This window comes from Palleronia salina (genome assembly GCF_900141995.1).
GTDB classification, from domain to species: Bacteria; Pseudomonadota; Alphaproteobacteria; order Rhodobacterales; family Rhodobacteraceae; genus Palleronia; species Palleronia salina.
This window is the reverse complement of the sequence record NZ_FQZA01000001.1, coordinates 192649-216924: the sequence shown is the minus strand read 5'-3', so window position 1 is coordinate 216924 and position 24276 is coordinate 192649. Positions and strand designations below refer to the sequence as shown.

Sequence of the window (24276 nt, the reverse complement as noted above, 5' to 3'; positions counted from 1 at the left end):
GCGCGGACCGGCTCAGCGCATTTCCTTGCGCGCCTGGACGATGTTCCAGATCATCACCGGCAGCACGATCAGCATGATGACGAAGGCGATGGCCGTGGCGCGTCCGTCGTCGCGGAACATGAAATCCATCATGTAGGATGGCAGGATCTCGGTCCCGAAATTGCCCCCCGTCATGGTGTAGACGATGTCGAACACCTTGAGCACGAGGATGGTGATGGTGGTCCAGACCACGACGATGGTCGCCATGATCTGCGGCACCTTGATCTGGAAGAACAGCTGCCAGGGATTCGCGCCGTCAAGGATCGCAGCCTCGATCGTCTCTTCGGGGATGCCGCGCAGGGCAGCCGACAGGATCACCATGGCGAACCCGGTCTGAATCCAGATCAGGATGATCATCAGGAAGAAGTTGTTCCAGAACGGAATCTGCAGCACGTCGACCGGATCGGTGAAGCCGAGGCTGGCGCGGATCGCGTTGATCAATCCGATATCGGCGTCATTGGCGTAGACGAATTTCCAGATCAGCGAGGCGCCCACGAAGCTGATCGCCATGGGCATGAAGATCAGCGACTTGGCGAGGTTGCCCCAGCTCAGCTTGTCGGTCAGCTGCGCGGCCATCAGGCCGAAGAAGGTCGCGCCCGCCGGCACCACGATGGCCCAGAGGAAATTGTTGAAGAACGAGATGCGGAAATCCTCGGACGCGATCAGCGAGGCGTAGTTTCCAAGGCCCACGAACTCGTCCGGGTTTCGCCCATAGAGCGAGCGGAAGAACGATCCGATCACCGGGTAGACCAGGTAGAGCCCCAGCACGAACACGGCGGGGAACAGGAACAGCCAGGGCCGCACCTGGTTCGCGCGGTTGATGTTCTGGCCCGCCTTCTCGCCCTTGGCCGGAAAGATCACCTTATCCAGCAGAAGGTTGGAGAAATAGAAATAGGCAACGCATCCGCCGACGCCGATGAGGATCGTGATGATCCCTTGCAAGATGACTGGCATCTCGTCTCCCCCCTGTGTCGTGGGCGGCATCTGCGGCCACCCTTGGGAATAGTCTGCGCGCAAGCGGACCCATGAAGCAACCGCCAAGTGCCGGATTTTCGGCGGAATCACGCGGGATAGCGTCGCACCCGGTCGGACGGAAAAGGGCGCCCGGCACGATGCCGGACGCCCCCTGTTTCGCGTCGTCACATGATCCCGCGGATCAGTTCTTCAGGTTGTCCCAACGCTCCTGGATGGCCGTGGCGGTCGCCTCGGCGTCCTGGGTGCCGGTGGTGAACTCGACCATCTGGGTCCAGAAGGCGCCCGCGCCGATCTCGCCCGGCATCAGGTCAGACCCGTCGAACCGGAAGGTCGTCGCGTTCAGCAGGATGTCGTTCGTGGCCCGCGCCGGATCGGACGGGAACACCTCGGGGTTGATCGAGGTCAGCGGCGACAGCAGGCCGCCCTGGGCTGCCCAGATCTCGTGCGCGATCGGCGTCTTCAGGAAATCGATGAAACCGCGGGCGGTTTCGCTGTCCTCGGTGATGGCGAACATGGTGCCGCCGCCCAGCACGGGCGTCTCGCCGCCTTCGGGCGCGGGGAAGTAGAAGAAGTCGACATCTTCACCCACCACGGTGCCTTCGGGGAAGAAGGTCGGGATGAACGTCGCCTGCTTGTGCATGTAGCACTCGGGCGGGAACTGGAAGAGGCCACTCGGGCTGTCGCGGAAATCGGTCGTGGCGGCGGCTTCGCGGCCCCCGTTCACGTAGCCTTCCTGCAGGAAGGTGCCGTATTCCTCGATCGCGGCGACGACGACCGGATCGTCGAACGGCATGTCGTTGGTGACCCAGTTGTCATACTGCTCGGGCGTGGCCGTGCGCAGCATGATGTCCTCGACCCAGTCCGTGGCCGGCCAGCCAGTGGCCGCGCCGGAGCCCAGGCCGATGCACCAGGGCGTCACGCCGTCTTCGGCGATCTGGGCGGTCAGTTCCTTCAGCTCTTCGTAGGTCTCGGGAATCTCGTAGCCCGCTTCCTCGAACTGCTCGGGCGAGTACCAGACCAGCGATTTCACGTCGATCTTGTAGGGGAAGGCGTACATCGCGCTTTCGCCGTCGGGGCCTTCGAAGGTCGCCAGGTCCACCCAGCTTTCCCCGGCCGAGTAGTTCTCGGCGATGAAGCTCGCGGTTTCCTCGTCCAGCGGCGTGATCGAGCCGCGCGAGGCGAGGTCGGCCACCAGGCCCGGCTGCGGGAAGGCGGCCAGGTTCGGGGCCGAGTTCGCCTCGGTCGAGATGACGATGTCCTGCTCGAAGCTGTCCGAGCCGGAATAGTTCACCGTCGCGCCGGTCGCTTCGGCGAAGTAGGCGGCGACCGAGTTCATCAGCTCGGCGTCCGCACCGGTCCACGGACCGGCGATGTCGATGGTTTCGCCGCTATAATCGTTGTTGGCGGCGAATTCCTCGTAGCTGTCCCAGCTGAAGGCGCCTTCGCCCACCGGGAAGACCAGCTCCTGGGCGGCGGCCATGCCGGATCCAAGGGCCATGGTCGCGGCGCTGGCAAGAAGAATATGTCTCATGCAATCTCTCCCAAATTTGTGTCGTGCGCCTTGGGGCGCATCGTTGTGCAGGGGCCGGACAACGGTCCTGCTCCCCCCTTTTCGTCTGCGCTCAAGACAAGCCCAAGGGATGACGGGTGTCAACCGATGGGCCCCGGGACGCCCCTTAGTGACATGATTTTCATCGATTTTCGCCGCAGCGCAGCATCGCGGGCGCAGCGCGATGACCCGCGATCGGCCGGGGCATTTTCTTGCAGCCCCCCGCATTTCCGTCCTATCACGCGAAGGCCCGCGCAACCGCCCCAAGGAAGGCCACACCATGCCCGCATCCCCCGTTCGCACGGTCGTCGCTGATGTCGGGGGCACGAACACCCGTGCCGCGCTGGCGCTGGACGGGGTGGTGCAGCCCGAGACCATTTCCAAGTTCCGCAACCAGGGCCGCGAGGGTCTGGGCGAGATCCTGGGCGCCTTCCTGTCGGAGCAGGGCGTCAGCGACTGCGCGGGCGCGTGCATCGCCATGGCGGGGCCGGTGATGGATGGCGTCGGGCGGCTGACCAACGTCGGCTGGACCATGACCCGCGCCGACCTGGCCGCGTGCACGGGCGCCGAAACGGTGGCGATCCTCAACGATTTGCAAGCCCAGGGCCACGCGGTCGATCACATATCGGACGACAACCTGCGCCAGCTGGTGCCGGGGCCGACGGGCGCCGATCACAACGCCAAGCTGGTCGTGGGCATCGGCACCGGCTTCAACGCCGTGCCCGTCTTCCGCACCGAGACCGGGCGATACGTGCCCCCCTGCGAAAGCGGCCACGTCACCTTCCCGGTGCTGTCCGAGGACGACATGTCGCTGGCCCGCTTCGTGTCGACGGCCCACGGGTTTCCCGGGGTCGAGGACGTTCTGTCGGGCCGGGGCCTCGAGCGGACCTACGCCTGGGCGGGCGGCGAGACCACGCGCAAGGATTCGTCCCAGATCATGGCGGCGCTCGAGCAGGGCGACGACCCGGTGGCGATCCGCGCGGCCGAGGCGTTCGTGCAGGCCATGGGGCGCGTCACGGGCGACCTGGCCCTGACCCACCTGCCCTTCGGCGGGATCTACATGATCGGGGGCATGGCACGCGCCCTGACGCCGCACCTGGCGCGCTTCGGCTTTGACGAGGCGTTCCGCGCGAAGGGCCGGTTCTCGGACTTCATGATGCAATTCGCCGTGTGGGGCGTGGAGGACGACTTCGCCGCGCTCACCGGTTGCGCGCAGCACCTCGAGGGCCTCATGGCCGCCGGCATCACCCACGGCTGAGCCGCTTGCCGCGCCCTATTCGGCGGCCATCTTGCGCTTCTTCAGGGCCCGGCCATAGGGCTCGGGCGGATCGAAGGTCTCGGCGCTGGCCCGGCGCCAGCGCTTGAGATACGTGTCCTCGCGGTCGGTATTCTCGTTCTCGATCAGGTAGTTGTGCTGCATGTAGGGCCAGGCGTCGCTGGCCTCGACCATGGAGCCGTCGGCCTCGCGCTTCATGAAGTGATGGGGCAAGAAATCGCGCGGATCGTCCAGGCCCGCCGCGCCCGCCATCTCGGCCAGCGCCCGCATGGTGTTGCGGTGGAAGTTCGCCACGCGCGGCGCCTTGTCCTTCACCACCAGCGCGCGCTGGCGCACCGGGTCGGTCGTGGTCACGCCCGTGGGGCAATGGTTGGTATGGCAGGCCTGCGCCTGGATGCAGCCGACCGAGAACATGAAGCCGCGGGCCGAATTGCACCAGTCCGCCCCCATGGCGAAGGCCTGTGCGATGTCGAAGGCATGGATCAGCTTGCCACTGGCCCCGATGCGGATGCGTTCGCGGATATTGGCCCCGCGCAGGGTGTTGTGAACGAAGGTCAGGCCTTCGGTCAGGGGCATGCCCACGTGGTTGGCGAATTCCAGGGGCGCGGCGCCGGTGCCGCCCTCCTTGCCGTCGACGACGATGAAATCCGGGTAGATCCCGGTGGCGATCATCGCCTTGACGATGCACATGAATTCGCGCCGGTGGCCGATGCACAGCTTGAAGCCCACGGGCTTGCCGCCCGACAGATCGCGCAGCCTGGCGATGAAGGCGCACAGCTCGCGCGGGGTCGAGAACTCGGGATGACCGGCCGGCGAGATGCAGTCCTTGCCCATGGGGATGTCGCGCGCCTCGGCGATTTCCTCGGTGATCTTGGCCGCCGGCAGCATGCCGCCATGGCCGGGCTTCGCGCCCTGGCTCAGCTTGATCTCGATCATCTTGACCTGGTCGTCGGCGGCCTTCTCGGCGAACTTGTCGGGGTCGAACCGCCCTTCGTGGGTGCGGCAGCCGAAATAGCCCGACCCGATTTCCCAGATCAGGTCGCCACCGCCCTCGCGGTGATACTTGCTGATGCCGCCTTCGCCGGTGTCATGGGCGAAACCGCCCGCCTTCGCGCCCATGTTCAACGCCCGGATCGCCGCCGCCGAGAGCGACCCGAAGGACATGGCCGAAATGTTGTAGAGCGAGGCGTCGTAGGGCTTCTTACAGTCCAGGCCGCCGATGCTGACGCGGAAATCGTGCCGGTCCAGGTGGGTGGGCACGATGGAGTGGGTCATCCACCCATAGCCGCCCTCGTAGACCTTCTGCTTGGTGCCGAAGGGGCGCGCGGCCTCTTCGTTCTTGGCACGCTGGTAGACGATCGACCGGTCCTCGCGGCTGAACGGCTCCTCGTCGTGGTCGGATTCGATGAAATACTGGCGGATCTCGGGGCGGATCTTCTCGAAGAAGAACCGGATATGGCCCAGGATCGGGTAGTTGCGCAGGATCGCGTGATGCGTCTGGCGCATGTCGCGCACGCCCACGGCCGTGAGAGCGCCGAACACCAGGACGCCGAGCCAGGCCCAGCCGGACAGCGGCACCAGGGCTAGACACACCACCGTCAGCGCCGCAGCCGCGGCAAGCGCGCTGAAGCGGCTATAGTTTTCCAGCATCTTCATGGCGGCCGCCTTTCCGAATTGCCCGACATATGGGCATCATGGGTGGGCCACGCCTGCGCTGCAACCGTTGTGATCGGTCACATGCCCCGGGTGAAGACCAGCCCCATGCTGTCGCGCAGGACGATCGGCCCCGAGATGTAATCCGGCCCGATCCCCGGCGTGCGCAGCGCGCAGGTCCAGCCCGCGCCCTTCAGCCCTGGGATCTTCAGGCGCAGCGGGTCGAATTCGCCGGACGGCCCGCCCTCCATATGCGTGATGGTATAGACCTCGCGCCCCTCGTGCTTCCGGTACGAGGTGAACAGCACGCGACCGTCCACAGGCTGCACGTAGTCGAAATAGTCCTCGGGGCCGAGATTCTGCCGCAGCCACCGGTTGGCGCGCCGGAAATTGCGCAGATCCAGCATGAACTGGGTCTGCCGCTCGTCCAGCGCGGACATGGAGTTCGACACGTTGCAGTATTCGTGCATGTCGTCCATCCACGCGCGCGCGATCTTCTTCAGGTCTGACACGGTGAAGGTGCCGGGCCCGGCCAGCGGCGGCTCGACCTGGTTCAGCAGCTTGGCGATGTGGTCAAGGTCGTACTCGGTCACCTCGACCAGGGCGGGCAGGAACTCGAAGAAGCGCGCCAGGTCGGCCCGCGTCTCATATCCCAGCTCTTTCAGGCGGCGGAAATTGCCCGGCACCGAGTAGCGGTACTCGTCCACCTGCCATTTCAGGCTGATCGCCTCCTCGGCCACGACCTTCACACCGTACTTGTCGTCCTGGTTGCGGATGAAGCCCCAGTTCGCCCGCGCGGTGGCATTGAGAAAGTCCATGGGCACGCCCGGCAGCGCGGCGTAGGTCAGCATGGACACCGCCGGGTTGTCGTATGCCTTTTCCAGGATCTCCATCTGGGTATCGCCAAGCCGCGTATTGATATTGAGCTTGGGGTTCACCTGCGTGCCTCGCCGCAGCGTGTCGTGGTTCGCGGTGCCCGAGATCCAGTTGGCCCCCACCGACAGGACCTCCTTGATGCGCCACCACTTCGAAAGCCAGAAGCCGTAGATGAAGGGCGTGTTGTGCGCGAAGGTCAGCGGCCCCCACTGGAACACGTCCGGGTCATCGCGCTGGTTCTCGATCACGGCGCGGTAGGTCGAGCTCAGCTCCCAGTCCTCCTGCGGCCAGGGGCGCCCGTCCTCGAACACGAACCAGGGGTAATACTTGGTGCCCGCGACCTCCTGCACCATGTCGGACATCAGGTCGAGATAGTCGTCGTCGTGGCGGAGCTCCTGCGTGCCGGCGTCCCACCACTTGAAGTCCTGCGCGCCGTCGACGCGCACGCCGTCGGCGCCGAAATTCACCTTGCGGCGCTGCAACTCCAGCATGATCGCGCGGACGGCCGGGTTCTTGTAGTCCATGTTCTGGCCGTACATGTTCGGCCCGGCGAAGAAATGGTGGTTGAGCGCGTCCAGTCCCTGGTTGTCGGAATGGCCGAACACCACGTCGAAGATCAGCTTCTTGGGCCTGGTCGGGAAGTTGTGCAGAACGGTGGCAAAATCCACCAGCTCGTCCGGGCGCCCCGATTCCAGCAGCACCGGGTTCACGGTCGCCATGCCGGAGATGACGATATCGTAGCCCCAGTTCGTGGTGTCGGGCCGCGTCAGGTCGACGGTGATCTCCTCGTCCGTGGCGCCGTCCAGTTCCTCCCAGAAGGCCGGGCCGGTCTCGTAGGTCGTCGTCGGCTCGACCGGCAGAAGCTGCACGGCGTCGTAGCCCATGAAGATCTGGTCCAGGGGATCGAGCGTCAGGTCGTTGGCGACCCGTTCGCCCATACGTTCGAACTGGCGGGTCAGCGCGGCCAGGGTGCCGCCGGCTGTGGCGGTGGGCACGTGGATCTGGAGGATGTTGGCGGGCGGGTCGAACTTGTGCGGCGTGTCGCCCGCGAATTGCGCCCAGTACGCCTTGTCGCCGCGCCGGTCCAGCATGGCCTTCACGTCGTAAAGCTCGGCGGGCGCGAAGGCACCGAAAGGCAGCGACATGGCGAGCGGATCGAGGATCCGGTGCCAGGTGTCCTGCGCGTCGCGCCAGACGAGGCAGTAGAAATCACCGCCCTGTTCGCGGTTGCCCGCCATCATGCCCCTGGCGGCGCAGAAGGTATGCGCCTCGTAGCGCGAGACGGGCAGGTAGATCCGGTCGAACGTGACCTGCTGGTGGGCGCGGGTCAGGTCCAGCGGCCCCTTGGGCGACAGCACTTCCAGGAACACGTCGCCTTCGGGCACGCGCTGGTCCTGCAGCTCGGGCGTCCAGAACCCGAAGGTGGCCACGTCGCCGTCCACCTGCCCGCCCAGCATGGGGGCAATGGCGGTATGGGCGTCGAAGGCCGTTTCCGAGTGGTTGAGCAGTTGGCGGCACTTGTAGGCCAGGCCTTCGGCAACACCCGTCTCGGGGGTCACACGGTCTTTGAGCGGCATATCGTCCCTTTCTCAGGCGCGCACGTCCGGATCGGTGCGGCCCGTGTAATGTTCGATCTTCGCGATCTCGTGGGCGGCGGCGATGATGTCGGCCAGCGCCTCCTGCGTGTCGCGGTCCTTGGCGTCGGGCGCATCGCTCTCATCCTCGAGATAGACACGCAAGGTGGCCCCCACGGTTCCGGTGCCCGAAAGACGGTAGACCACGCGGCCCCCGCCCTCGAAATGCACACGGATGCCCTGTCTTTCGGCAACCGAGCCATCCACCGGGTCGGTATAGGCGAACTCGTCCGCCGATGCGACGGTGCGCCCGGCGACGGTGGTGCCGGCCATGCCTTCGAGCCGGCCCCGCAGGTCGTCGAACATGGCGTTCGCCCGGTCGGCGTCGACCCCTTCGAAGTCGTGGCGGGTGTAGAAGTTGCGACCGTACTCGGCCCAGTGGTCGTGGACGATTTCCCGGACGCCGGTCTCCTTGGCCGCCAGGATGTTCAGCCACAGCAGGATGGCCCACAGCCCGTCCTTCTCGCGGACATGGTCGCTGCTGGTGCCCGCCGACTCCTCGCCGCAGATGGTGATACGCCCGTCGTCCAGCAGGTTGCCGAAGAACTTCCAGCCCGTCGGCGTCTCGTAGCAGTCGAGGCCCTTCTTCGCGGCCACCGCGTCCAGCGCGCGGCTGGTAGGCATGGACCGGGCGACGCCGGCAAGCCCGTTGACATAGGCGGGCGCCAGGTGGGCGTTCGCTGCCAGCACGGCCACCGAATCCGAGGGACCCACGTACATGCCGGGCCCGACGATCATGTTGCGGTCGCCGTCGCCGTCGCTGGCCGCGCCGAAATCGGGCGGATCCTCGCCATGCATGATGTCCATGAGCTCCCTCGCCCAGATCGGGTTCGGATCGGGATGACCGCCCCCAAAATCGGGCTTGGGCACGGCGTTGAGGACCGAACCCTCGGCCGCGCCCAGCCTGTCCTCGAACAGCGCCTTGGCGTAGGGTCCGGTCACGGCGTGCATACCGTCGAAGCAGATGCGGAACCCGCCTTTCACCATGCGCTCGATCGCGGGCATATCGAACAGTTGCTCCATCAGTTCGACATAGGCCGAAACCGGATCGACGACCTCGATCACGGTATCCCCCAGGGTGAGTTCGCCGAGATTGGAGAGATCGACGTCCTGCGCCTCGAGAATGTGGTACTGCGTGATCGTCTTGGTGCCCTCGAAGATCCGCTTCATGATCTCTTCGTTGGCCGGGCCGCCGTTCGACTGGTTGTACTTGACGCCGAAATCCTCGTCGATGCCGCCGGGATTGTGGCTGGCGGACATGATAAGCCCGCCATCGGTCTTGCGGCTGCGGATCAGGTTCGACGCGGCGGGTGTGGACATGATGGTGTCCTTGCCCACGATGACCCGGGCCGCGCCCCCGGCCGCCAGCATGCGCAGGATCACCTGCGCGGCGGGCCCGGTGAAATACCGTCCGTCACCGCCCAGGACCATGGTCCTGCCGGCGACCCCGCCGATGGCGTCGAAAATCGACTGTACGTAATTCTCGAGGTAATGCGGCTCCATGAAGGTGCGGGTCTTCTTGCGAAGGCCCGAGGTGCCCGGCTTCTGACCCTCGATGGGTTGCGTGTCGATGGTCAGGATCTCCATGGGTCTCGTCCTCGTCTATTTGCTTTGAGCATAAGTCTGGTGGTCTCAGCCACGGCGTCAAGGTTACCCAGCGCATCCGGCGCCACGCCTAGCGGCCGGCGCCAGTTGGGATGTTCGTGAACGGTGCCCGGCAGGTTCGGCTGCTCGACCCGGCCCAGCAAGTCCTCGATCTGCACGGCAACCAGGCGCGAGGGCGTTTCGGCCAGGAAACGGTGCAGCGCGGCGGCATCGTCGCCGCCCAGAAGACCGGTCAGCGCCGCGACCTCGTCGCGCCGCTGGGCGTGGGCCTCGGCATGGGCCGCGTCGTCGATATCGCCGATGTCACGCCGCCAGTCGATGTCGCGGCCGCGCTTCCAGCCTTCCCACGTGGGCAGATCGTGGGTGCCGAAGCTGGTCATGGCGCTTTCGGGGTAGGTGTCGGCGGCCAAGAAGGTGGCCGTGTCGGCGTTCCAGTCCTGCTGGAACTGCGCCACCCGGCAGCCGAGGATCCCCGCCTCGTGCAGCGCCGATTGCAGGCCATCGGGGATGTTGCCCAGGTCCTCGCCCACGATGGTCGCGCCCACGCGCGCGGCCTCGATCCGGGCGACGGCCAGCAGCGCGTCGCGCGGCATGGCGACGTAGGCGCCGGGCGTGCTGCGGTCCTGCGGCACCCAGAACGCCCGCTCGAACCCCAGGATATGGTCGATCCGCATCAGCCTCGCATGGCGCAGCTGCTGGCGCAGGATCGTGGCCAGCGGGCGAAAGCCCCGGTCGGCCAAGGTGTCGGGGCGCAAGGGTGCCAGCCCCCAGGATTGCCCCTTGGACGAGAACGCATCCGGCGGCGCGCCCAGCGACACGCCCGAGGCGAACAGCGTCGGGTCGGCCCAGGTCTCGGCCCCCATGGGTTGCGTGCCCACGGCCAGGTCCACGTAAAGGCCGAAGCGCATGCCGGCGGCGTCGGCGGCCTTGTGCACCGTGGTCAGGTCGCGCTCGGCCCGCCACTGCAACCACGCGTGGAACGCGATGGTGTCAGTGTTCTCGGCGGCGAAGCTGGCGACCTCGGCGCTGTTCGGATCGCGGTAGGGCGTGGGCCAGTCGGTCCAGTAGGGCCCCAGCGTGTCCGACAGCGCCTGGTGCAGGGCGAACAGCTCCAGCGCCTCGCCCTCGGCCGCGCGCCAGTCGGCGAAGCCCGGTGCGCCCGCGTCGAACTCGGCCCGCAGGGCGGTGCGCCGCGCGCCCTGGTCGGCGGGCCAGTCCAGCAGCTCTCCGCCCGGCGCATCGATCGCCCGCTCGGGCGCGATGTGGGCGACCGACAACCGCCCCCGGTGCGACGGCGAATAGGGGCTGAAGGCCTGCGGATCGGCCGGGAAACCGGCGTGGACCGGGTTGATGCCCACGAAATCGGCCCCCGCTTTCCCGAGCGCAGCCACCGCGGCGGCAAGGTCGGCATAGCTGCCGACGGCACCGTCCTGCCCCAGCCCGTAAAGCGGCAGGGTCACACCCCACCCGCGCGGGGGCAACGGCACCTGACGCGGGGCGACCAGCAGCGTCGTCACCCAGCCTGCGCCATTCAGATCGTGGATGCCCACGGGCAGCGCGCCCGTCTCGGCCCCCTGCCCCTTGCGCGTCTCGCCATCCTCGAGCGTGAGGGTCCAGCCCTGCCCGTCCAGCGCCGCCAGGCGATGCGCGGTGTCGGCGTCCAGAACCAGCCAGCGCGGCAGCGGCCTTGCGGCGTCGGCGGCATCGAGCATGTCCAGGTGCCGCGCGGCCGCCAGCGGATCGGTGGGCGCGCCCATCGCCGCCAGCATGGCGTCGCGTGTCTCGGCGCCCAGGTGCTGACGGCGACCGGTCGTGTCGAGGAAGGTTTCGAGCACGCCGAGCCGCGCCGCCAGCCTGTCGCGCGGGTCGCTCATGACGTGTGGATGTCCAGGACGAAGACAGACACCGACTGTCCCGGGATCTTCACCTGGTCCGACACGACGTCTGTCTGGCGCCCTCCGCGCGCGGTATCCACGCGCCAGACCCAGTGGGTGTTCTCGGGCGGATCGGGGATGACCATGTCCACGGCGCCACCCGCGTTGAACACGGCGAAGATCGCCTGCTCGGTCTCAGCGTAATCCGGGGTGCCCGAGGCCATCCGCAGCTCCATCGCGACGCAGGACAGGTCGGGATCCTGCCAGTCTTCATCCTGCATCTGCTGCCCGTCGGGCCGCCACCAGAACAGGTCGTCCAGCCCGTCCTCGCGCCGCTGGGCATGCAGGAACAGCTTCTGCCGCAGCAGAGGGTGGTTCTTGCGGAACGAGATCATCAGCCGGGTGAAATCGTGGAACTCGGCGTCGAAGGATCCCCAGTCGATCCAGCTGATCTCGTTATCCTGCGAATAGGCGTTGTTGTTGCCGGATTGCGAATTGCCCATCTCGTCGCCCGCCAGGATCATCGGCGTGCCCTGGCTGAGCATCAGCGTGGCCATCATGTTGCGCCGGCGGCGGGCGCGGGCGGCATTGATCGCTTCCTTCTCGGTCGGGCCTTCCACGCCCAGGTTGTCGGAATAGTTCTCGCCGTGGCCGTCGCGCCCGTCCTCGCCGTTGGCCTCGTTGTGCTTTTCCACGTAGCTGACCGTGTCCATCAGCGTGAAGCCGTCATGGGCCGTCAGCAGGTTGACCGATGAGGTCGCCGGCCGACTGGAGTGGTCGAATTGCAGCGCGCTGCCGGTCAGGCGGTCGGCCAGCGCCGGCGCCTCGCCCGCGTCGCCGCGCCAGAAGCGGCGCACGGTGTCGCGGTACTTGTCGTTCCATTCCATGAAGGGCGGCGGGAAAGCCCCCAGCTGGTAGCCGCCCGGCCCGATATCCCAAGGCTCGGCGATCAGCTTCACGTTTCCCAGCACCGGGTCCTGCCGGATCGCGTCGAAGAAGGCCGCGCCGCGGTCGAAGCCGCCCTCGTCTACACGGCCCAGCGTCGAGCAAAGGTCGAAGCGGAAGCCGTCCACATGCATGACCTCGACCCAGTAGCGCAGGGAATCCATGATCATGCGCAGGACCATGGGATGATCCACGTTCACGGTGTTCCCGGTGCCGGTGTCGTTCACGTAGAAGCGCGGGTTGTCGGGCATCAGCCGGTAATAGCTGGCATTGTCGAGCCCGCGGAACGACAGGGTCGGGCCCAGCTCGTTCCCCTCGCCGGTATGGTTGTAGACCACGTCGAGGATCACCTCGATCCCCGCCGAATGGAAGCGCGCCACCATCTGCTGGAATTCGTCGATCTGGCCGCGCGCCATGTATTTCGGCTCGGGCGCGAAGAAACCGATGGTCTGGTAGCCCCAGTAGTTGGTCAGGCCTTTCTCGTGCAGGAAATGGTCGGTCAGGTAGGCATGGACCGGCAGCAGCTCGATCGCCGTGATCCCGAGGTTGGTCAGGTAGTCCAGCATCGGGTCCGACGACATCGCCAGGAACGTCCCCGGGTCGGGTACGTCGGCGCGGCGCTTGGTCAGGCCCTTCACATGCGCCTCGTAGATCACCGATTGCTGGATCGGCGTGCGCGGATGTTCGTCCTCGCCCCACGAGAAGGCGGGATCCTCGACGACCGACCGGGGCATGAAGCGGGCATTGTCGCGCGGGTCGATGACCAGATCCGGGTCCTTGGCTGTCCCGACCTTGTAGCCCATCAACGTGTCGTGCCACGTCGGGTGCCCGGTCAGCCGCTTGGCATACGGGTCCATGAGCAGCTTGTTCGGGTTGAACCGGTGACCCTGTTCGGGGGCATAGGGGCCGTGGGCGCGATAGCCGTAGTGCTGTCCGGGCCGCAGCCCCGAGATGTAGCCATGCCACACGTCGCCGTCGCGTTCGGGCAGGTCCACCCGGCCCGTTTCGGTGCCATCGGCATCGAACAGGCACAGCACCATCCGTTCGGCATTTTCGGAAAAGACGGCGAAATTCACACCATCGCCGTCGAAGGTCGCACCGATGGGGGCCGCGCGGCCCTCGGTGATCGTGATCGGGTTATTCATTATGCGGTTATTAAGCTCCGGTAGAGGTCGGCATAGGCCGCCGCCGATACGTCCCATCCCACCGGATGGCGCATCGCGTTTCGGGTCATCTTCGCCCAAACGTCGCGATCCGCGTAAAGGTCCGCCAGCCGCGACAGCGCCTGCGCCACCGCCTCGGCCGAGCCGGGGTCATGCACGATCCCGGTGGCAACCCCCGCGCGCAGGCCCGCGTCGTTGGCGTCGATGACGGTATCCGCCAAACCGCCCGTGCGTGCAACAACCGGGATGGTGCCATAGCGCAGACCGTAAAGCTGCGTCAGGCCACAGGGCTCGAACCGCGAGGGCACGAGCACGGCGTGGCCCCCCGCCATCATCCGGTGGCTCAGCCCCTCGTCGTAGCCGATGCGCACCGCCAGCCCCTCGTGCCGGGCGCCCGCGACTTCCCACGCACGTTCCAGGTCGCCCTGGCCCGAGCCCAGAAGTACCATCTGCCCGCCGCGTGCGAGAAAGTCGGGCAGTCCCTCAAGCACCAGATCCAGGCCCTTCTGTTCGGTCAGGCGCGAGACGACGACGGCCAGCGGGCCATCGCTGTCGGGCAGGCCGAATTCATCGCGCAACGCACGGGTCGCTTTCTTCTTCGAGGCCGCGGTCTTGTAGGTCGCGATCTCGGGGTCCGTCGCAGGATCCCAGACATCGGTATCGATACCGTTAAGAATGCCCTGCAAATCGGCGGCGCGCGCGCGGATCAGGCCGTCGAACCCCATGCCGAAGGTCTCGGTCTGCAATTCTCGGGCATAGGTCGGGCTGACCGTGGTGATCTTGTCGGACCAGACCAGCCCCGCCTTCAGGGCCGAGATCTGCCCCCAGAATTCCAGCCCGCCCGGGTGGTAATCGTCGAGCTCCAGCTTCAACTCGCCCAGCATCTCGGGCGCGGCGGGACCGGGGAAGGCCACATTGTGGATGGTCATGACCGACGGCACGCCGACCTCCATCCGGTGGAGATAGTAGGGCACGAAACCCGCCTGCCAGTCGTGCCCGTGCACGATATCGGGGCGCCAGTCCCCTGCCCCGTCCCGCGCGATCAGCGCCGCCGCGCGGCTGAGCGCGGCAAAGCGCTGGGGGTTGTCCTCCCAGTCCTGTCCGCTTTCATCCAGGTAGATCCCGTGGCCACGGTCGAATAGGTGATCGGCGCGTAGTACCAGCAGGGGCACGCCGCCCGCCTCGGCCTGGAGCAGCTCGGCTGGCCCGCCGAACAGGTCATCGAACCGTGCGACCGCGGGCGCCTGGCCCGCGCGGTCCATCACCTTGGGATACCCCGGAAGAAGAACCCGCATCTCGACGCCCTGCGGCTTCAGGGCGGCGGGCAGCGCGCCGACCACGTCGGCAAGGCCACCGGTCTTGATGATGGGGGCACATTCCGACGCGACCGACAGAACCTTCATCCATGCACCTCGTGCCACTTGTCGACCATGGGCTTGGTGATCAGCGTCACGCCACCCGGCGAGGTGTGGAAGATCGGCTTGCCGTCGCGATCCAGGTGGTCCGGCGCGTCCTCGGTGCCGATCTTCAGCCCCTCGGGAATGTCGACGCCACGATCGACCACGCATTTCGTCAGCTCGGCCGAGCGGCCGATATTGCAGTCTGGCAGGATCACCGCCTGGTTCAGCTTGGCGTAGCTGTTCGTCTTCACCTTGGAAAACAAGAGCGACTCGCGGATCTCGGTGCCCGAGATGATGCAGCCGCCCGACACCAGCGACGACAACGCGTGCCCGCGCCGGCCCTCGGTGTCGTGGATGAACTTGGCGGGCGGCATGGATTCCGAGTAGGTCCAGATCGGCCAGTTGGTGTCCCACAGGTCCAGATCAGGGTCGAAATTGGTCAGGTCGATATTGGCCTGCCAGTAGGCGTCGACCGTGCCCACGTCCTTCCAGTAGGCGGGCGCGTCCGCGGCGTGGCGCACGCAGCTTTCGGTGAAGCGGTGCGCCTGCGCGTGGCCGTTCTCGACGATGTAAGGGATGATATCGCCGCCGAAATCGTGCTTGGAATGATCGGCCTCGGCGTCACGGATCAGAAGCTCGCGCAGGTAGCTCCACTTGAAGACGTAGAGCCCCATCGAGGCGAGCGTTTCCGTGTCGCTGCCCGGCATCGTGGGCGGATCGGCGGGCTTTTCCAGGAACGACGTGATCTTCCAGTTGTCATCGACGGCCATGACGCCGAAGGCCTTGGCCTCTTCCTTGCTGACGGTCAGGCAGCCCACGGTCACGTCCGCGCCGCTGTCCACATGCTCGCGCAGCATGATCTCGTAATCCATCTTGTAGATGTGATCGCCGGCCAGGATCAGGATGTACTCGATGCCGTAGCTGTCGATGATGTCGATATTCTGGGTCACGGCGTCCGCGGTGCCGACATACCACTTGTCCTCGGCCACGCGCTGGGACGCGGGCAGGATATCGAGATACTCGTTCCGCTCGGCCCGGAAGAAGGACCAGCCGCGCTGGCAGTGCCGGATCAGGCTGTGCGCCTTGTATTGCGTGGCGATGGCCATCTTCCGGATGCCCGAGTTCAGCGCGTTCGACAGCGCGAAATCGACGATCCGGGTCTTCCCCCCGAAATAGACGGCGGGCTTGGCGCGGGTCTCGGTCAGATCCTTCAGTCGCGAGCCGCGTCCACCCGCCAGCACGAAGGCCAGCGTCCTATTCGACAGCCTCGAGTTCGGCTTCTCCATGTCTTTCCCCTCCCTGAAATCATTATCTTTTTCGTATCGTGGGTCAGCCCTTGTCCTTGATGAAGATCTGGGTGCTCAGCGGCGGCAGGTAGACGCTCGCGCTGGCCGGTTGGCCGTGCAGCGGTTCGTCCTTCGCCTCGATCGCGCCCATGTTGCCGCGACCGCTGCCGCCATAGACCTCGGCATCGGTGTTCAGCGCCTCGCGCCAGCGGCCCGCGCTGGGCATGGCCAACGTGTGCGACGGCCGCTCGACCGGGGTCATGTTGCAGACCACGACGACCTCGGCATCGCCCGCGTTGCCGCGACGGATCCACGAGAAGGTCGATTGCGCCGCATCGTTGGCGTCGATCCACTGGAACCCCTCGGGGTCGCAGTCCTTCACGTGCAGCGCCGGCGTCTCGCGGTAGAGCTTGTTCAGGTCGCGGATCAGTGACTGAACGCCGCCGTGCTTGGGGTCCTTCAGCAGGTCCCAGGGCAATTGTTCCTTCTCCTGCCACTCGGTCGGCATGCCCAGCTCGTTGCCCATGAACAGCAGCTTCTTGCCGGGATGGCCCCACATGAAGCCGTAATAGGCCCGCAGGTTGGCGAATTTCTCCCATTCGCTGCCGGGCATCTTCTTCAGCATCGACCCCTTGCCGTGCACGACCTCGTCGTGGCTGATCGGCAGGATGAAGTTCTCGGAAAACGCGTAGTGGATTCCGAAGGTCATCTGGTGGTGGTGGTGCTGGCGGTAGATCGGGTCCTTCTGCATGTAGGACAGGGTGTCGTTCATCCAGCCCATGTTCCACTTGAACCCGAAGCCAAGTCCGCCGCCGTCCACGGGGCGCGACACGCCCGGGAAGCTGGTGGATTCCTCGGCCACCGTCATGATGCCGGGGTGTTCGCCGTAGGCAGCGATGTTGGTCTTTTGCAGGACGGCGATGGCCTCGTAATTCTCGTTGCCGCCGTCCTTGTTGGGGATCCATTCGCCCGCCTTGCGGCTGTAGTCGCGGTAAAGCATCGAGGCGACCGCATCCACGCGCAGGCCGTCGACGTGGTATTCGTCCAGCCAGTAAAGCGCGTTCGACACCAGGAAGTTGGCGACCTCGATCCGGCCGTAATTGTAGATCGCGGTGTTCCAGTCGGGGTGGAAGCCCTCGCGCGGATCGGCGTGTTCGTAAAGCGCGGTACCGTCGAACTTTGCCAACCCGTGCGGGTCGACCGGGAAGTGTCCCGGAACCCAGTCCAGCAGGACGCCCATGCCTTTTTCATGCGCCGCTTCCACGAGGTCGCGGAACTCGTGCGGGGTGCCATGACGGATCGTGGGCGCGAAGAGACCCACGGGCTGGTAACCCCACGAGCCGTCGAACGGGTATTCGCTGACCGGCATGAACTCCAGGTGGGTGAAGCCCAGGTCGGCGGCGTAATCCACCAGCTCCACCGCCAGTTCCTGATAGGACAGCGACCGGCCGTCCTCGGCCATGCGCCGCTTCCACGACGGCAGGTGCACCTCGTAGACCGAGATAGGCGCCGCGCGGTCGTTTCGCTGGGCGCGGCCCTTCATGTACTCGGCATCCTTCCATCCGTAGCCGCGCAGGTCGCGCACGATCGACGCGTTCTCGGGCGGATGCTGGCTGCCGAAGCCCACCGGGTCGGCCTTCAGCGGCTGAAGATGCCCCTCGGGGCCGACGATCTCGTACTTGTAGGCCTCGCCCTCGCCGATATTGGGGATGAAGATCTCCCAGATGCCGGTGGCGCCGCGGGCGCGCATGGCGTGGCGGCGTCCGTCCCACTGGTTGAAGCCTCCGACCACGCTGACGCGGCGCGCCGAGGGGGCCCAGACCGCGAAATGGGTGCCGTGCTGGCCTTCGTGCTCCATCACGTGGGCGCCCAGGACGGTCCAGATCTTCTGGTGCGTGCCCTCGCCCAGAAGGTATTCGTCCATCTCGCCCATGACGGGGCCGTAGCGATAGGCGTCTTCGTATTCCCAGACGTTGCGGCCCTTCTTGCCCTTCAGCCAGTAATGGCCATCGCCGGGCGCGGGGCCGGTGAAGACATCCGTGCCGTCGACGCGGGACAGCTTGTGTTCGCCGGTCTGGTCGACGGCGAACAGGTCTTCGGCGCCGGGGTCCAGCGCCGTGACATGGCGCTGCCCACCTTTGACATGCGGCCCCAGGACCGAGAACGGATCACGGTGCTGACCGTTCTGAACCTTGCGGGCATCCTCAAGGGAAATGGCGGCGGGGGGTGTGTCTGCGGTGCTCATGACCAATAGGTTAGGCCATCCACCCTCAGACTCAATCCCCCGCCACGGGCCTTATTCGGCGGCCAGCGCCTCGCTGTACCAGACGTCGCGCATGTAGCCACGAATGGTCCGGTCCGAGCTGAACCAGCCCGACCGCGCCGTGTTCAGCACGGCCATACGCGTCCAGGCATCCTGGTCGGCATAGGCTTTCTCGACCTCGCGCTGGGCGCGGTAGAAGTCGGTGAAGTCCGAGGCGACGAGGAAGTAGTCAGGCCCCGACACGTTGTCGACGATGCCTTCGAAGCCCGGCCCGAAAGTGCCCGAGCGGATGGCGTCCAGGGCGCGTTTCAGGCGCGGATCGGCGTCGATGGCCTTCTGGGCGTGGCCCTCGACCTCGCGCCGCTTCACCACCTCGTCGGCGGTCATGCCGAACAGGAAGAAGTTCTCGGCGCCCACCAGGTCGCGGATCTCGACATTCGCGCCATCCAGCGTGCCGACCGTCAAAGCGCCGTTCAGGGCGAACTTCATGTTGCCGGTGCCCGACGCTTCCTTGCCCGCCGTCGAGATCTGTTCCGAAAGCTCGGCCGCCGGGATCAGCCGCTCGGCCAAGGTGACGTTGTAGTTGGCGGGATAGGCGACCTTCAGCAGGTGACCGGTATCGGCATCGGTGTTGATGACCTCGGCCACCGCGTTGATGAGGTGGATGATCTCCTTCGCGAACACGTAGCCGGGCGCGGCCTTGCCGCCGAAAATCTTGACCCGCGGCACCCAGCCGGCGCCCGGATTGTCCTTGATTTCCTGCCAGTGGGCGATGGTCTCGATGATGTTCAGGTGCTGGCGCTTGTATTCGTGGATGCGCTTGATCTGCACGTCGAACATGGCGTCGGGGTCCACGTTGGTGCCCCGGTCGCCCAGGTAGTTGGCCAGGTCCGCCTTGTTGGCGCGCTTGGCCGCGGCGAAAGCGTCGCGGAAGGTCTTGTCGTCGGCCATGGGCTCGAGCTTGCTCAAACGCTCCAGGTCGTCGACCCATCCGTCGCCGATGGCCTCGGTGATGAGCGCGGACAGCCGCGGGTTGGCCGACAGCACCCAGCGGCGCGGGGTCACGCCGTTGGTCTGGTTCACGATCCGGTCGGGGTGGAGGCGGTGCAGTTCCTCGAACACCGTTTCCTTCATCAGCTCGGTATGAAGCGCCGAGACGCCGTTGACCTTGTGCGCCATGGCGAAGGCCAGCGGCCCCATCAGCACGTCGCCGTCGTCGGTCATGGTCACACCGCGCGACGGATTCTCGCGCGCGTGGGCCGCGTCGATTTCCTCGATCAGCTGCATGTGGCGGGGCAGCAGGTCGCGCATCAGCCCCTCGGACCAGCGTTCCAGCGCCTCGGGCAGCAGGGTGTGGTTGGTGTAGCTGAGGCAGCCGCGCGCGATCTCGATGGCCTTCTCGACCGGCATGCCCTTCTCGTCGGCGAGCAGGCGGACGAGCTCTGGGCCGGCGATGGCGGGGTGCGTGTCGTTCAGCTGGATCGCGACCTTCTGCGGAAGAAGCTCCAGGTCGTCGTATTCGGACTCGAACCGGCGCAGGATGTCGCGCAGCGATGCGGCGGTGAAGAAAAACTCCTGCTTCAGGCGCAGGCGCTTGCCCTCGTCGGTGGTGTCGTCGGGATAGAGCACGCGGCTGATGGTGCGGGCCAGATTCTCGGGCTCGGCCGCACCGTAGTAGTCACCCGCGTTGAACCGGTCGAGGTCGAAGACCTGCTCGGGCTTCGCCGCCCACAGCCGCAGCGTGTTGGCCCAGCGGCCCTCCCAGCCAATGATGGGCGTGTCGAACGCCTCGGCGATGACCGCTTCGGACGGGGTCCACACGGTCTTGCCCCCCAACTCCTCGACCGAACCGCCGAAGCCGATGCGGAACGCGGCCTCGGGACGCTCGAACTCCCACGCGTGGGGCTGCGTCAGCCAATCCTCGGGGCTTTCGATCTGGCGTCCTTCGTGGAAGCTCTGCTTGAACAGGCCATGCTCGTACCGGATACCATAGCCGTAGGCGGGGCAGCCGATGGTCGACAGCGACTCGAGGAAGCAGGCGGCCAGACGGCCCAGGCCACCGTTGCCGAGCGCGGCATCGGGTTCGTCGCCCAGCACGTCGTCCAGCGACAGGTCGTTGGCCTTGAAGGCGGCCTCGGCCTCGTCCATCAGGCCCAGGTTGACCACCGCGTCTTCCAGAAGCCGGCCGATCAGGAATTCCATCGACAGGTAGTAGACGCGCTTGCCCTTCTGGGCATAGGTCGCGCGGGTCGAGGCGAACCACGGATCGACGATGCGGTCGCGGATCGCATAGCTCAGCGCCAGCCGCCAATCGGTGATCTGCGCGTGCCCGGCATCCTTGCCCAGGCTGTATTTCAGGTGATGCTGGATGTCGTCGCGAAGGTCGGTCTTGGTGGGCATGGGACCCCCCTTTGGTTGAAGGACCGCTGCGGTCCGGGACAATTCTGTTTGCGGTAACGCGCACCGCGTCGACGAACGAAATGCACCCGTCGGCGCATGCTTTCAAGTTCGAAGCCCGGCAAATGCAACTTGGCGTCATATCGCCGCAACATTTGCCCACGCCTTGGGCGGGCGGCGATCACCGGGCCGGGGTGTCGAGCCCCAGCCGGTCACGGACGAAGGCCAGCGCGACGCTCAGCCCGTCGGGCGCGATGCCGTGGGCGGTGCCCTCCATCACGTGGGCGTAGACGTCGAGCCCCGCGTCCTGCAACGCCTGCGCCGCCTCGGGCAGGGATTGCGGCGGCACCACGTCGTCCTGATCACCGTGGATCAGCAGGACCGGCGGTTTGGACTTCAGCTCGGCCTCGAGGGTTTCGGGGCGCAGCAACCGGCCCGAGAAGCCCACCAGCGCGGCCACCGGCGCGTCCCGGCGCAGCGCCACGTGCAGCGCCATCATCGTGCCCTGCGAAAAGCCCACCAGCACAAGCTGGTCGGCGCCGATCCCCTCGTTACGCATGAGATTGTCGAGATAGGCGTTGAGGTCATCGACCGCCGCGTCCATGGCCTGCTCGGCCTCGACGGGGTCGGACCCGTCCAGCCACGGGATCGGGAACCACTGGTAGCCCATGGGATTCATGGCCGAGCGTTCGGGCGCGTCCGGCGCGACGAAAACGGTATCGGGCAGGTGCTCGGCCAGCGGCTCGGCCAGGCCCAGCAGGTCGGCCCCGTCCGCGCCGTAGCCGTGCAGGAACACCATGACCGATCCGGTCTGCCCGGATTTCGAGCCGCGCCGCTTGCTGTCCAGGATGCGTGTCATCGGATGCCCTCGCGTGATTTCTCGTGCGCGTAGTAGGCCCAAAGCCCCCGCGCCGCAACGCCCCGCCAGGGCGACCAGTCCTCGGCCATGTCGCGCAGGGCGCGTTCGGTCGGGCGCTCCGGCAACTCGAACAGCAGGCGCGCGCTCTCCTGCAAGGCAAGGTCGCCCGCCGGAAACACGTCGGCCCGGCCAAGCGCGAACAGCGCATAGATCTCGGCCGTCCAGACACCGATCCCCTTCACCGACACCAGCGTGGCGATGACCTCGTCGCTGGGCGCCCGCGACAGCGCGTCGAAATCGATGCCCGCCTCGGCCAGCGCGCGCAGGTAGCGTTGCTTGGGCCGTGACAGCCCGCAGGCCTTCAGCGTCTCGTCATCGGCGGCCAGCACGGTACCCGGGTCATGCAGGCCCGCCGCCTCGACCCGGCCGCCTATGGCCGCGGCCGAGGCGACGCTGACCTGCTGGCTGACGATGGCCTGCACCAGCGCCGGAAAGCCCCCGGGGCGCAGCCGGTCCGGCCATGGCCCCGACAGCTCCAGCGCCCGCGCCCAGGCCGGATCGCGTTCCGCCAGCCACGCCGCGCCCTCGGCCACGCAGGCCGGCCCCTCGATCACCCGCTCAGGCAAGGCGCCGGGCCCATCTCAGTGCCGCGGCCACCGATGTCAGCTTGTCGCATTGGGGTTGCAGGGGCCGCCGGATCATCGCCACCGGCAGACCCAGCTCGCGCGCGGCGTCGAGCTTCGAGCGGCTGGCGCTGCCGCCCGCGTTCTTCACCACCAGCCAGTCGACGCCAAGCCGTGCAAACAGATTGATCTCGTCCTCGAGGCTGAACGGGGGCCGTCCCACGATCCATCCGCCCTTGGGAAACGGAAATGTATCGGGCGCGCTGTCGATCTGGCGGGCATAGATCGTCCGGTCGCTCAGGTTATCGAACAGGTGCAGCGTCTGCCGCCCCGTGGCCAGGAACACGGTGGCGTCTTCGGGGATGTGGCGCGCGGCGTCGGTCTCGTCGTTCAGGAAATGCCAATCGTCGCCGTCGTTGGGTTGCCAGGCGGGACGCAGGAGTTGGGCGTAGGGCATGTCCAGCTCGGCGCAGACCTCGGCGCTGCGGTGACTGATGCGGGCGGCGAACGGGTGGGTGGCGTCCAGCACGGCGCCGATGCGCTCGCGCTGAAGGTAGTCGATGAACCCCTCGCGCCCGCCGAAGCCGCCGATCCGCGTCGCCACGCCCAAGGGCTGCGGCGCCCGGGTCGCCCCGGCGAGGGACGCGATCACCTGCAACGAGGCCTGCCCGCCCAGGGCGGCGGCCAACTGGCGGGCTTCGTTGGTGCCCGCAAGCAAAAGCAGTCGCAGCATCGCCGTCAGGCCCGCGCGAGGATCAGGCCGGCGCGGTCGCACACGACAACGTCGATGACGATGGGGGCGTCTTCCATCATCCGCTTCAGTTCCCTTTCCGCCGTCCGCGCAACGTGATCGGCCAGCGGCTGACCGCAGATCTCGTAGGCTTCCAGCATCGTGTTGGCTGAGCGCAGCCTAGGGCATGCAACCGCATACGCAAGCCGGTCGAAGTCCACCTGGCTGCGCGCGGAGTGCAGGTCGTGCGCGCCCTGCCCCAGCTTGGCGAGCTTAGCGATGCCGCCGCCGACGGTCAGCCGGTCGACCGGGTGGCGGCGCAGGTACTTGACCATGCCGCCCACGAAATCGCCCATGTCCAGCATGGCATGGTCGGGAAGGCCGTAGAGCTCCTGCACCGCCCGTTCCGACTGCGCGCCGGTGCTGCCGGCCACATGGGTCAGGCCGTCCGCCCGCGCGACGTCGATGCCGCGATGAATCGACGCGATCCACGCGGCGCAGGAAAACGGCCGCACGACCCCAGTCGTCCCGAGGATCGACAGGCCGCCCTCGATCCCCAGCCGCGGGTTCCAGGTGCGACGCGCGATCTCGGCCCCGCCGGGCACGCGGATCGTGATGTCGATATCGCGGGCCCGGCCCAGTTCGGCTGCCAGTGCGTCGACCTCGGCGGTCATCATCCGGCGCGGCACCGGGTTGATCGCCGCCTCGCCCGCCGGGATCGGCAGGCCCGGCTTGGTCACCGTCCCCACGCCCTCACCCGCGAAGAACCGCACGCCCGCGCCGGCCTCGCCTTGCGTGACGCGCGCGACGATCAACGCGCCGTGGGTCACGTCGGGATCGTCGCCCGCGTCCTTCACCACGCCCGCCTCGGCCCAGCCGTCGTCCGCGTCGCGATGGGCCAGTTCGAAGACCGGCACCTCGCCGCGGGGCAGCACGATGGATACCCGGTCCGGGAACGCACCCGCCCAGAGCCGCCGCAGCGCGCCCTGGACGGCGGCGGTGGCGCAGGCGCCTGTGGTCCAGCCGCGGCGCAGGGGGCCTTCGGGTTTGCGTGTCATCGCGCGGGACTATGGCCGAAGGTGGAAGGCGGCGGAAGGGTCGCATTCCCGCCGCGGCGCGGCGCATTTCC

At 66.9% G+C, this 24276-nt stretch carries 16 protein-coding genes; 1 reads left to right on the top strand and 15 read right to left on the bottom strand.

What is annotated here, in order from left to right:
* Positions 1 to 12 precede the first annotated feature (12 nt).
* Positions 13 to 993, bottom strand: a complete 981-nt coding sequence (locus BUB76_RS01085; RefSeq protein ID WP_073126490.1) for a carbohydrate ABC transporter permease — start codon at positions 991 to 993, stop codon at positions 13 to 15.
* A 202-nt stretch (positions 994 to 1195) separates the two neighbouring features.
* Positions 1196 to 2545 (bottom strand): ABC transporter substrate-binding protein, encoded by a 1350-nt coding sequence (locus BUB76_RS01080; protein WP_073125797.1) that lies wholly within the window; start codon positions 2543 to 2545, stop codon positions 1196 to 1198.
* 298 nt (positions 2546 to 2843) lie between these two features.
* Between BUB76_RS01080 and BUB76_RS01075 the strand changes: the two genes are divergently transcribed.
* Positions 2844 to 3821 (top strand): glucokinase, encoded by a 978-nt coding sequence (locus BUB76_RS01075; protein WP_073125794.1) that lies wholly within the window; start codon positions 2844 to 2846, stop codon positions 3819 to 3821.
* A gap of 15 nt (positions 3822 to 3836) precedes the next feature.
* Here the strand turns inward: BUB76_RS01075 and BUB76_RS01070 are convergent, their stop codons facing one another.
* From BUB76_RS01070 to BUB76_RS01010, 13 genes are all read right to left on the bottom strand, one after another.
* Positions 3837 to 5495, bottom strand: coding sequence for an FMN-binding glutamate synthase family protein (locus BUB76_RS01070; RefSeq protein WP_073125792.1), 1659 nt, complete (start codon positions 5493 to 5495; stop codon positions 3837 to 3839).
* 77 nt (positions 5496 to 5572) lie between these two features.
* Complete coding sequence (gene gghA, locus BUB76_RS01065; RefSeq protein WP_073125789.1) at positions 5573 to 7945, bottom strand: glucosylglycerol hydrolase; 2373 nt, start codon at positions 7943 to 7945, stop codon at positions 5573 to 5575.
* 12 nt (positions 7946 to 7957) lie between these two features.
* Positions 7958 to 9589: an alpha-D-glucose phosphate-specific phosphoglucomutase gene (locus BUB76_RS01060; protein ID WP_073125786.1), complete on the bottom strand. Its 1632-nt coding sequence runs from the start codon at positions 9587 to 9589 to the stop codon at positions 7958 to 7960.
* Positions 9577 to 11481, bottom strand: a complete 1905-nt coding sequence (gene malQ, locus BUB76_RS01055; protein WP_073125784.1) for a 4-alpha-glucanotransferase — start codon at positions 11479 to 11481, stop codon at positions 9577 to 9579. Before malQ ends, BUB76_RS01060 begins: the two co-directional genes overlap by 13 nt.
* Positions 11478 to 13571, bottom strand: coding sequence for a glycogen debranching protein GlgX (glgX, locus tag BUB76_RS01050; protein WP_073125782.1), 2094 nt, complete (start codon positions 13569 to 13571; stop codon positions 11478 to 11480). The genes malQ and glgX overlap by 4 nt, the downstream gene beginning before the upstream one ends.
* Positions 13571 to 14992: a glycogen synthase GlgA gene (glgA, locus tag BUB76_RS01045; protein ID WP_073125780.1), complete on the bottom strand. Its 1422-nt coding sequence runs from the start codon at positions 14990 to 14992 to the stop codon at positions 13571 to 13573. The genes glgX and glgA overlap by 1 nt, the downstream gene beginning before the upstream one ends.
* Positions 14989 to 16275: a glucose-1-phosphate adenylyltransferase gene (gene glgC, locus BUB76_RS01040; RefSeq protein WP_073125777.1), complete on the bottom strand. Its 1287-nt coding sequence runs from the start codon at positions 16273 to 16275 to the stop codon at positions 14989 to 14991. The genes glgA and glgC overlap by 4 nt, the downstream gene beginning before the upstream one ends.
* 43 nt (positions 16276 to 16318) lie before the next feature.
* Positions 16319 to 18520 carry a 1,4-alpha-glucan branching protein GlgB gene (glgB, locus tag BUB76_RS01035; protein ID WP_073125774.1) on the bottom strand — a complete coding sequence of 734 codons (2202 nt, stop codon included), beginning with the start codon at positions 18518 to 18520 and terminating at the stop codon, positions 16319 to 16321.
* A 51-nt stretch (positions 18521 to 18571) separates the two neighbouring features.
* Positions 18572 to 20938: a glycogen/starch/alpha-glucan phosphorylase gene (locus BUB76_RS01030; protein WP_073125771.1), complete on the bottom strand. Its 2367-nt coding sequence runs from the start codon at positions 20936 to 20938 to the stop codon at positions 18572 to 18574.
* Positions 20939 to 21116: 178 nt separating this feature from the next.
* Positions 21117 to 21794, bottom strand: a complete 678-nt coding sequence (locus tag BUB76_RS01025) for an alpha/beta hydrolase (RefSeq protein WP_073125767.1) — start codon at positions 21792 to 21794, stop codon at positions 21117 to 21119.
* Positions 21791 to 22408, bottom strand: a complete 618-nt coding sequence (locus BUB76_RS01020) for a DNA-3-methyladenine glycosylase family protein (RefSeq protein WP_373280039.1) — start codon at positions 22406 to 22408, stop codon at positions 21791 to 21793. Before BUB76_RS01020 ends, BUB76_RS01025 begins: the two co-directional genes overlap by 4 nt.
* Positions 22409 to 22412: 4 nt before the next feature.
* On the bottom strand, positions 22413 to 23150 hold the full coding sequence (locus tag BUB76_RS01015; protein WP_308417653.1) for a cobalt-precorrin-6A reductase: 738 nt from the start codon (positions 23148 to 23150) through the stop codon (positions 22413 to 22415).
* 5 nt (positions 23151 to 23155) lie between these two features.
* On the bottom strand, positions 23156 to 24205 hold the full coding sequence (locus BUB76_RS01010; protein ID WP_073125761.1) for a cobalt-precorrin-5B (C(1))-methyltransferase: 1050 nt from the start codon (positions 24203 to 24205) through the stop codon (positions 23156 to 23158).
* Positions 24206 to 24276: the final 71 nt, after the last annotated feature.

Excerpts from the sequence above, each read along its gene's own strand:
- BUB76_RS01070 (WP_073125792.1), bottom strand. The coding sequence starts at position 5,495 with ATGAAGATGCTGGAAAACTATAGCCGCTTCAGCGCGCTTGCCGCGGCT.
- BUB76_RS01010 (WP_073125761.1), bottom strand. The coding sequence starts at position 24,205 with ATGACACGCAAACCCGAAGGCCCCCTGCGCCGCGGCTGGACCACAGGC.
- BUB76_RS01075 (WP_073125794.1), top strand. The coding sequence starts at position 2,844 with ATGCCCGCATCCCCCGTTCGCACGGTCGTCGCTGATGTCGGGGGCACG.
- glgB (WP_073125774.1), bottom strand. The coding sequence starts at position 18,520 with ATGAGCACCGCAGACACACCCCCCGCCGCCATTTCCCTTGAGGATGCC.
- glgX (WP_073125782.1), bottom strand. The coding sequence starts at position 13,571 with ATGAATAACCCGATCACGATCACCGAGGGCCGCGCGGCCCCCATCGGT.
- BUB76_RS01015 (WP_308417653.1), bottom strand. The coding sequence starts at position 23,150 with ATGCTGCGACTGCTTTTGCTTGCGGGCACCAACGAAGCCCGCCAGTTG.
- malQ (WP_073125784.1), bottom strand. The coding sequence starts at position 11,481 with ATGAGCGACCCGCGCGACAGGCTGGCGGCGCGGCTCGGCGTGCTCGAA.
- BUB76_RS01025 (WP_073125767.1), bottom strand. The coding sequence starts at position 21,794 with ATGACACGCATCCTGGACAGCAAGCGGCGCGGCTCGAAATCCGGGCAG.
- BUB76_RS01085 (WP_073126490.1), bottom strand. The coding sequence starts at position 993 with ATGCCAGTCATCTTGCAAGGGATCATCACGATCCTCATCGGCGTCGGC.
- glgA (WP_073125780.1), bottom strand. The coding sequence starts at position 14,992 with ATGAAGGTTCTGTCGGTCGCGTCGGAATGTGCCCCCATCATCAAGACC.
- glgC (WP_073125777.1), bottom strand. The coding sequence starts at position 16,275 with ATGGAGAAGCCGAACTCGAGGCTGTCGAATAGGACGCTGGCCTTCGTG.
- BUB76_RS01030 (WP_073125771.1), bottom strand. The coding sequence starts at position 20,938 with ATGCCCACCAAGACCGACCTTCGCGACGACATCCAGCATCACCTGAAA.
- gghA (WP_073125789.1), bottom strand. The coding sequence starts at position 7,945 with ATGCCGCTCAAAGACCGTGTGACCCCCGAGACGGGTGTTGCCGAAGGC.
- BUB76_RS01060 (WP_073125786.1), bottom strand. The coding sequence starts at position 9,589 with ATGGAGATCCTGACCATCGACACGCAACCCATCGAGGGTCAGAAGCCG.
- BUB76_RS01080 (WP_073125797.1), bottom strand. The coding sequence starts at position 2,545 with ATGAGACATATTCTTCTTGCCAGCGCCGCGACCATGGCCCTTGGATCC.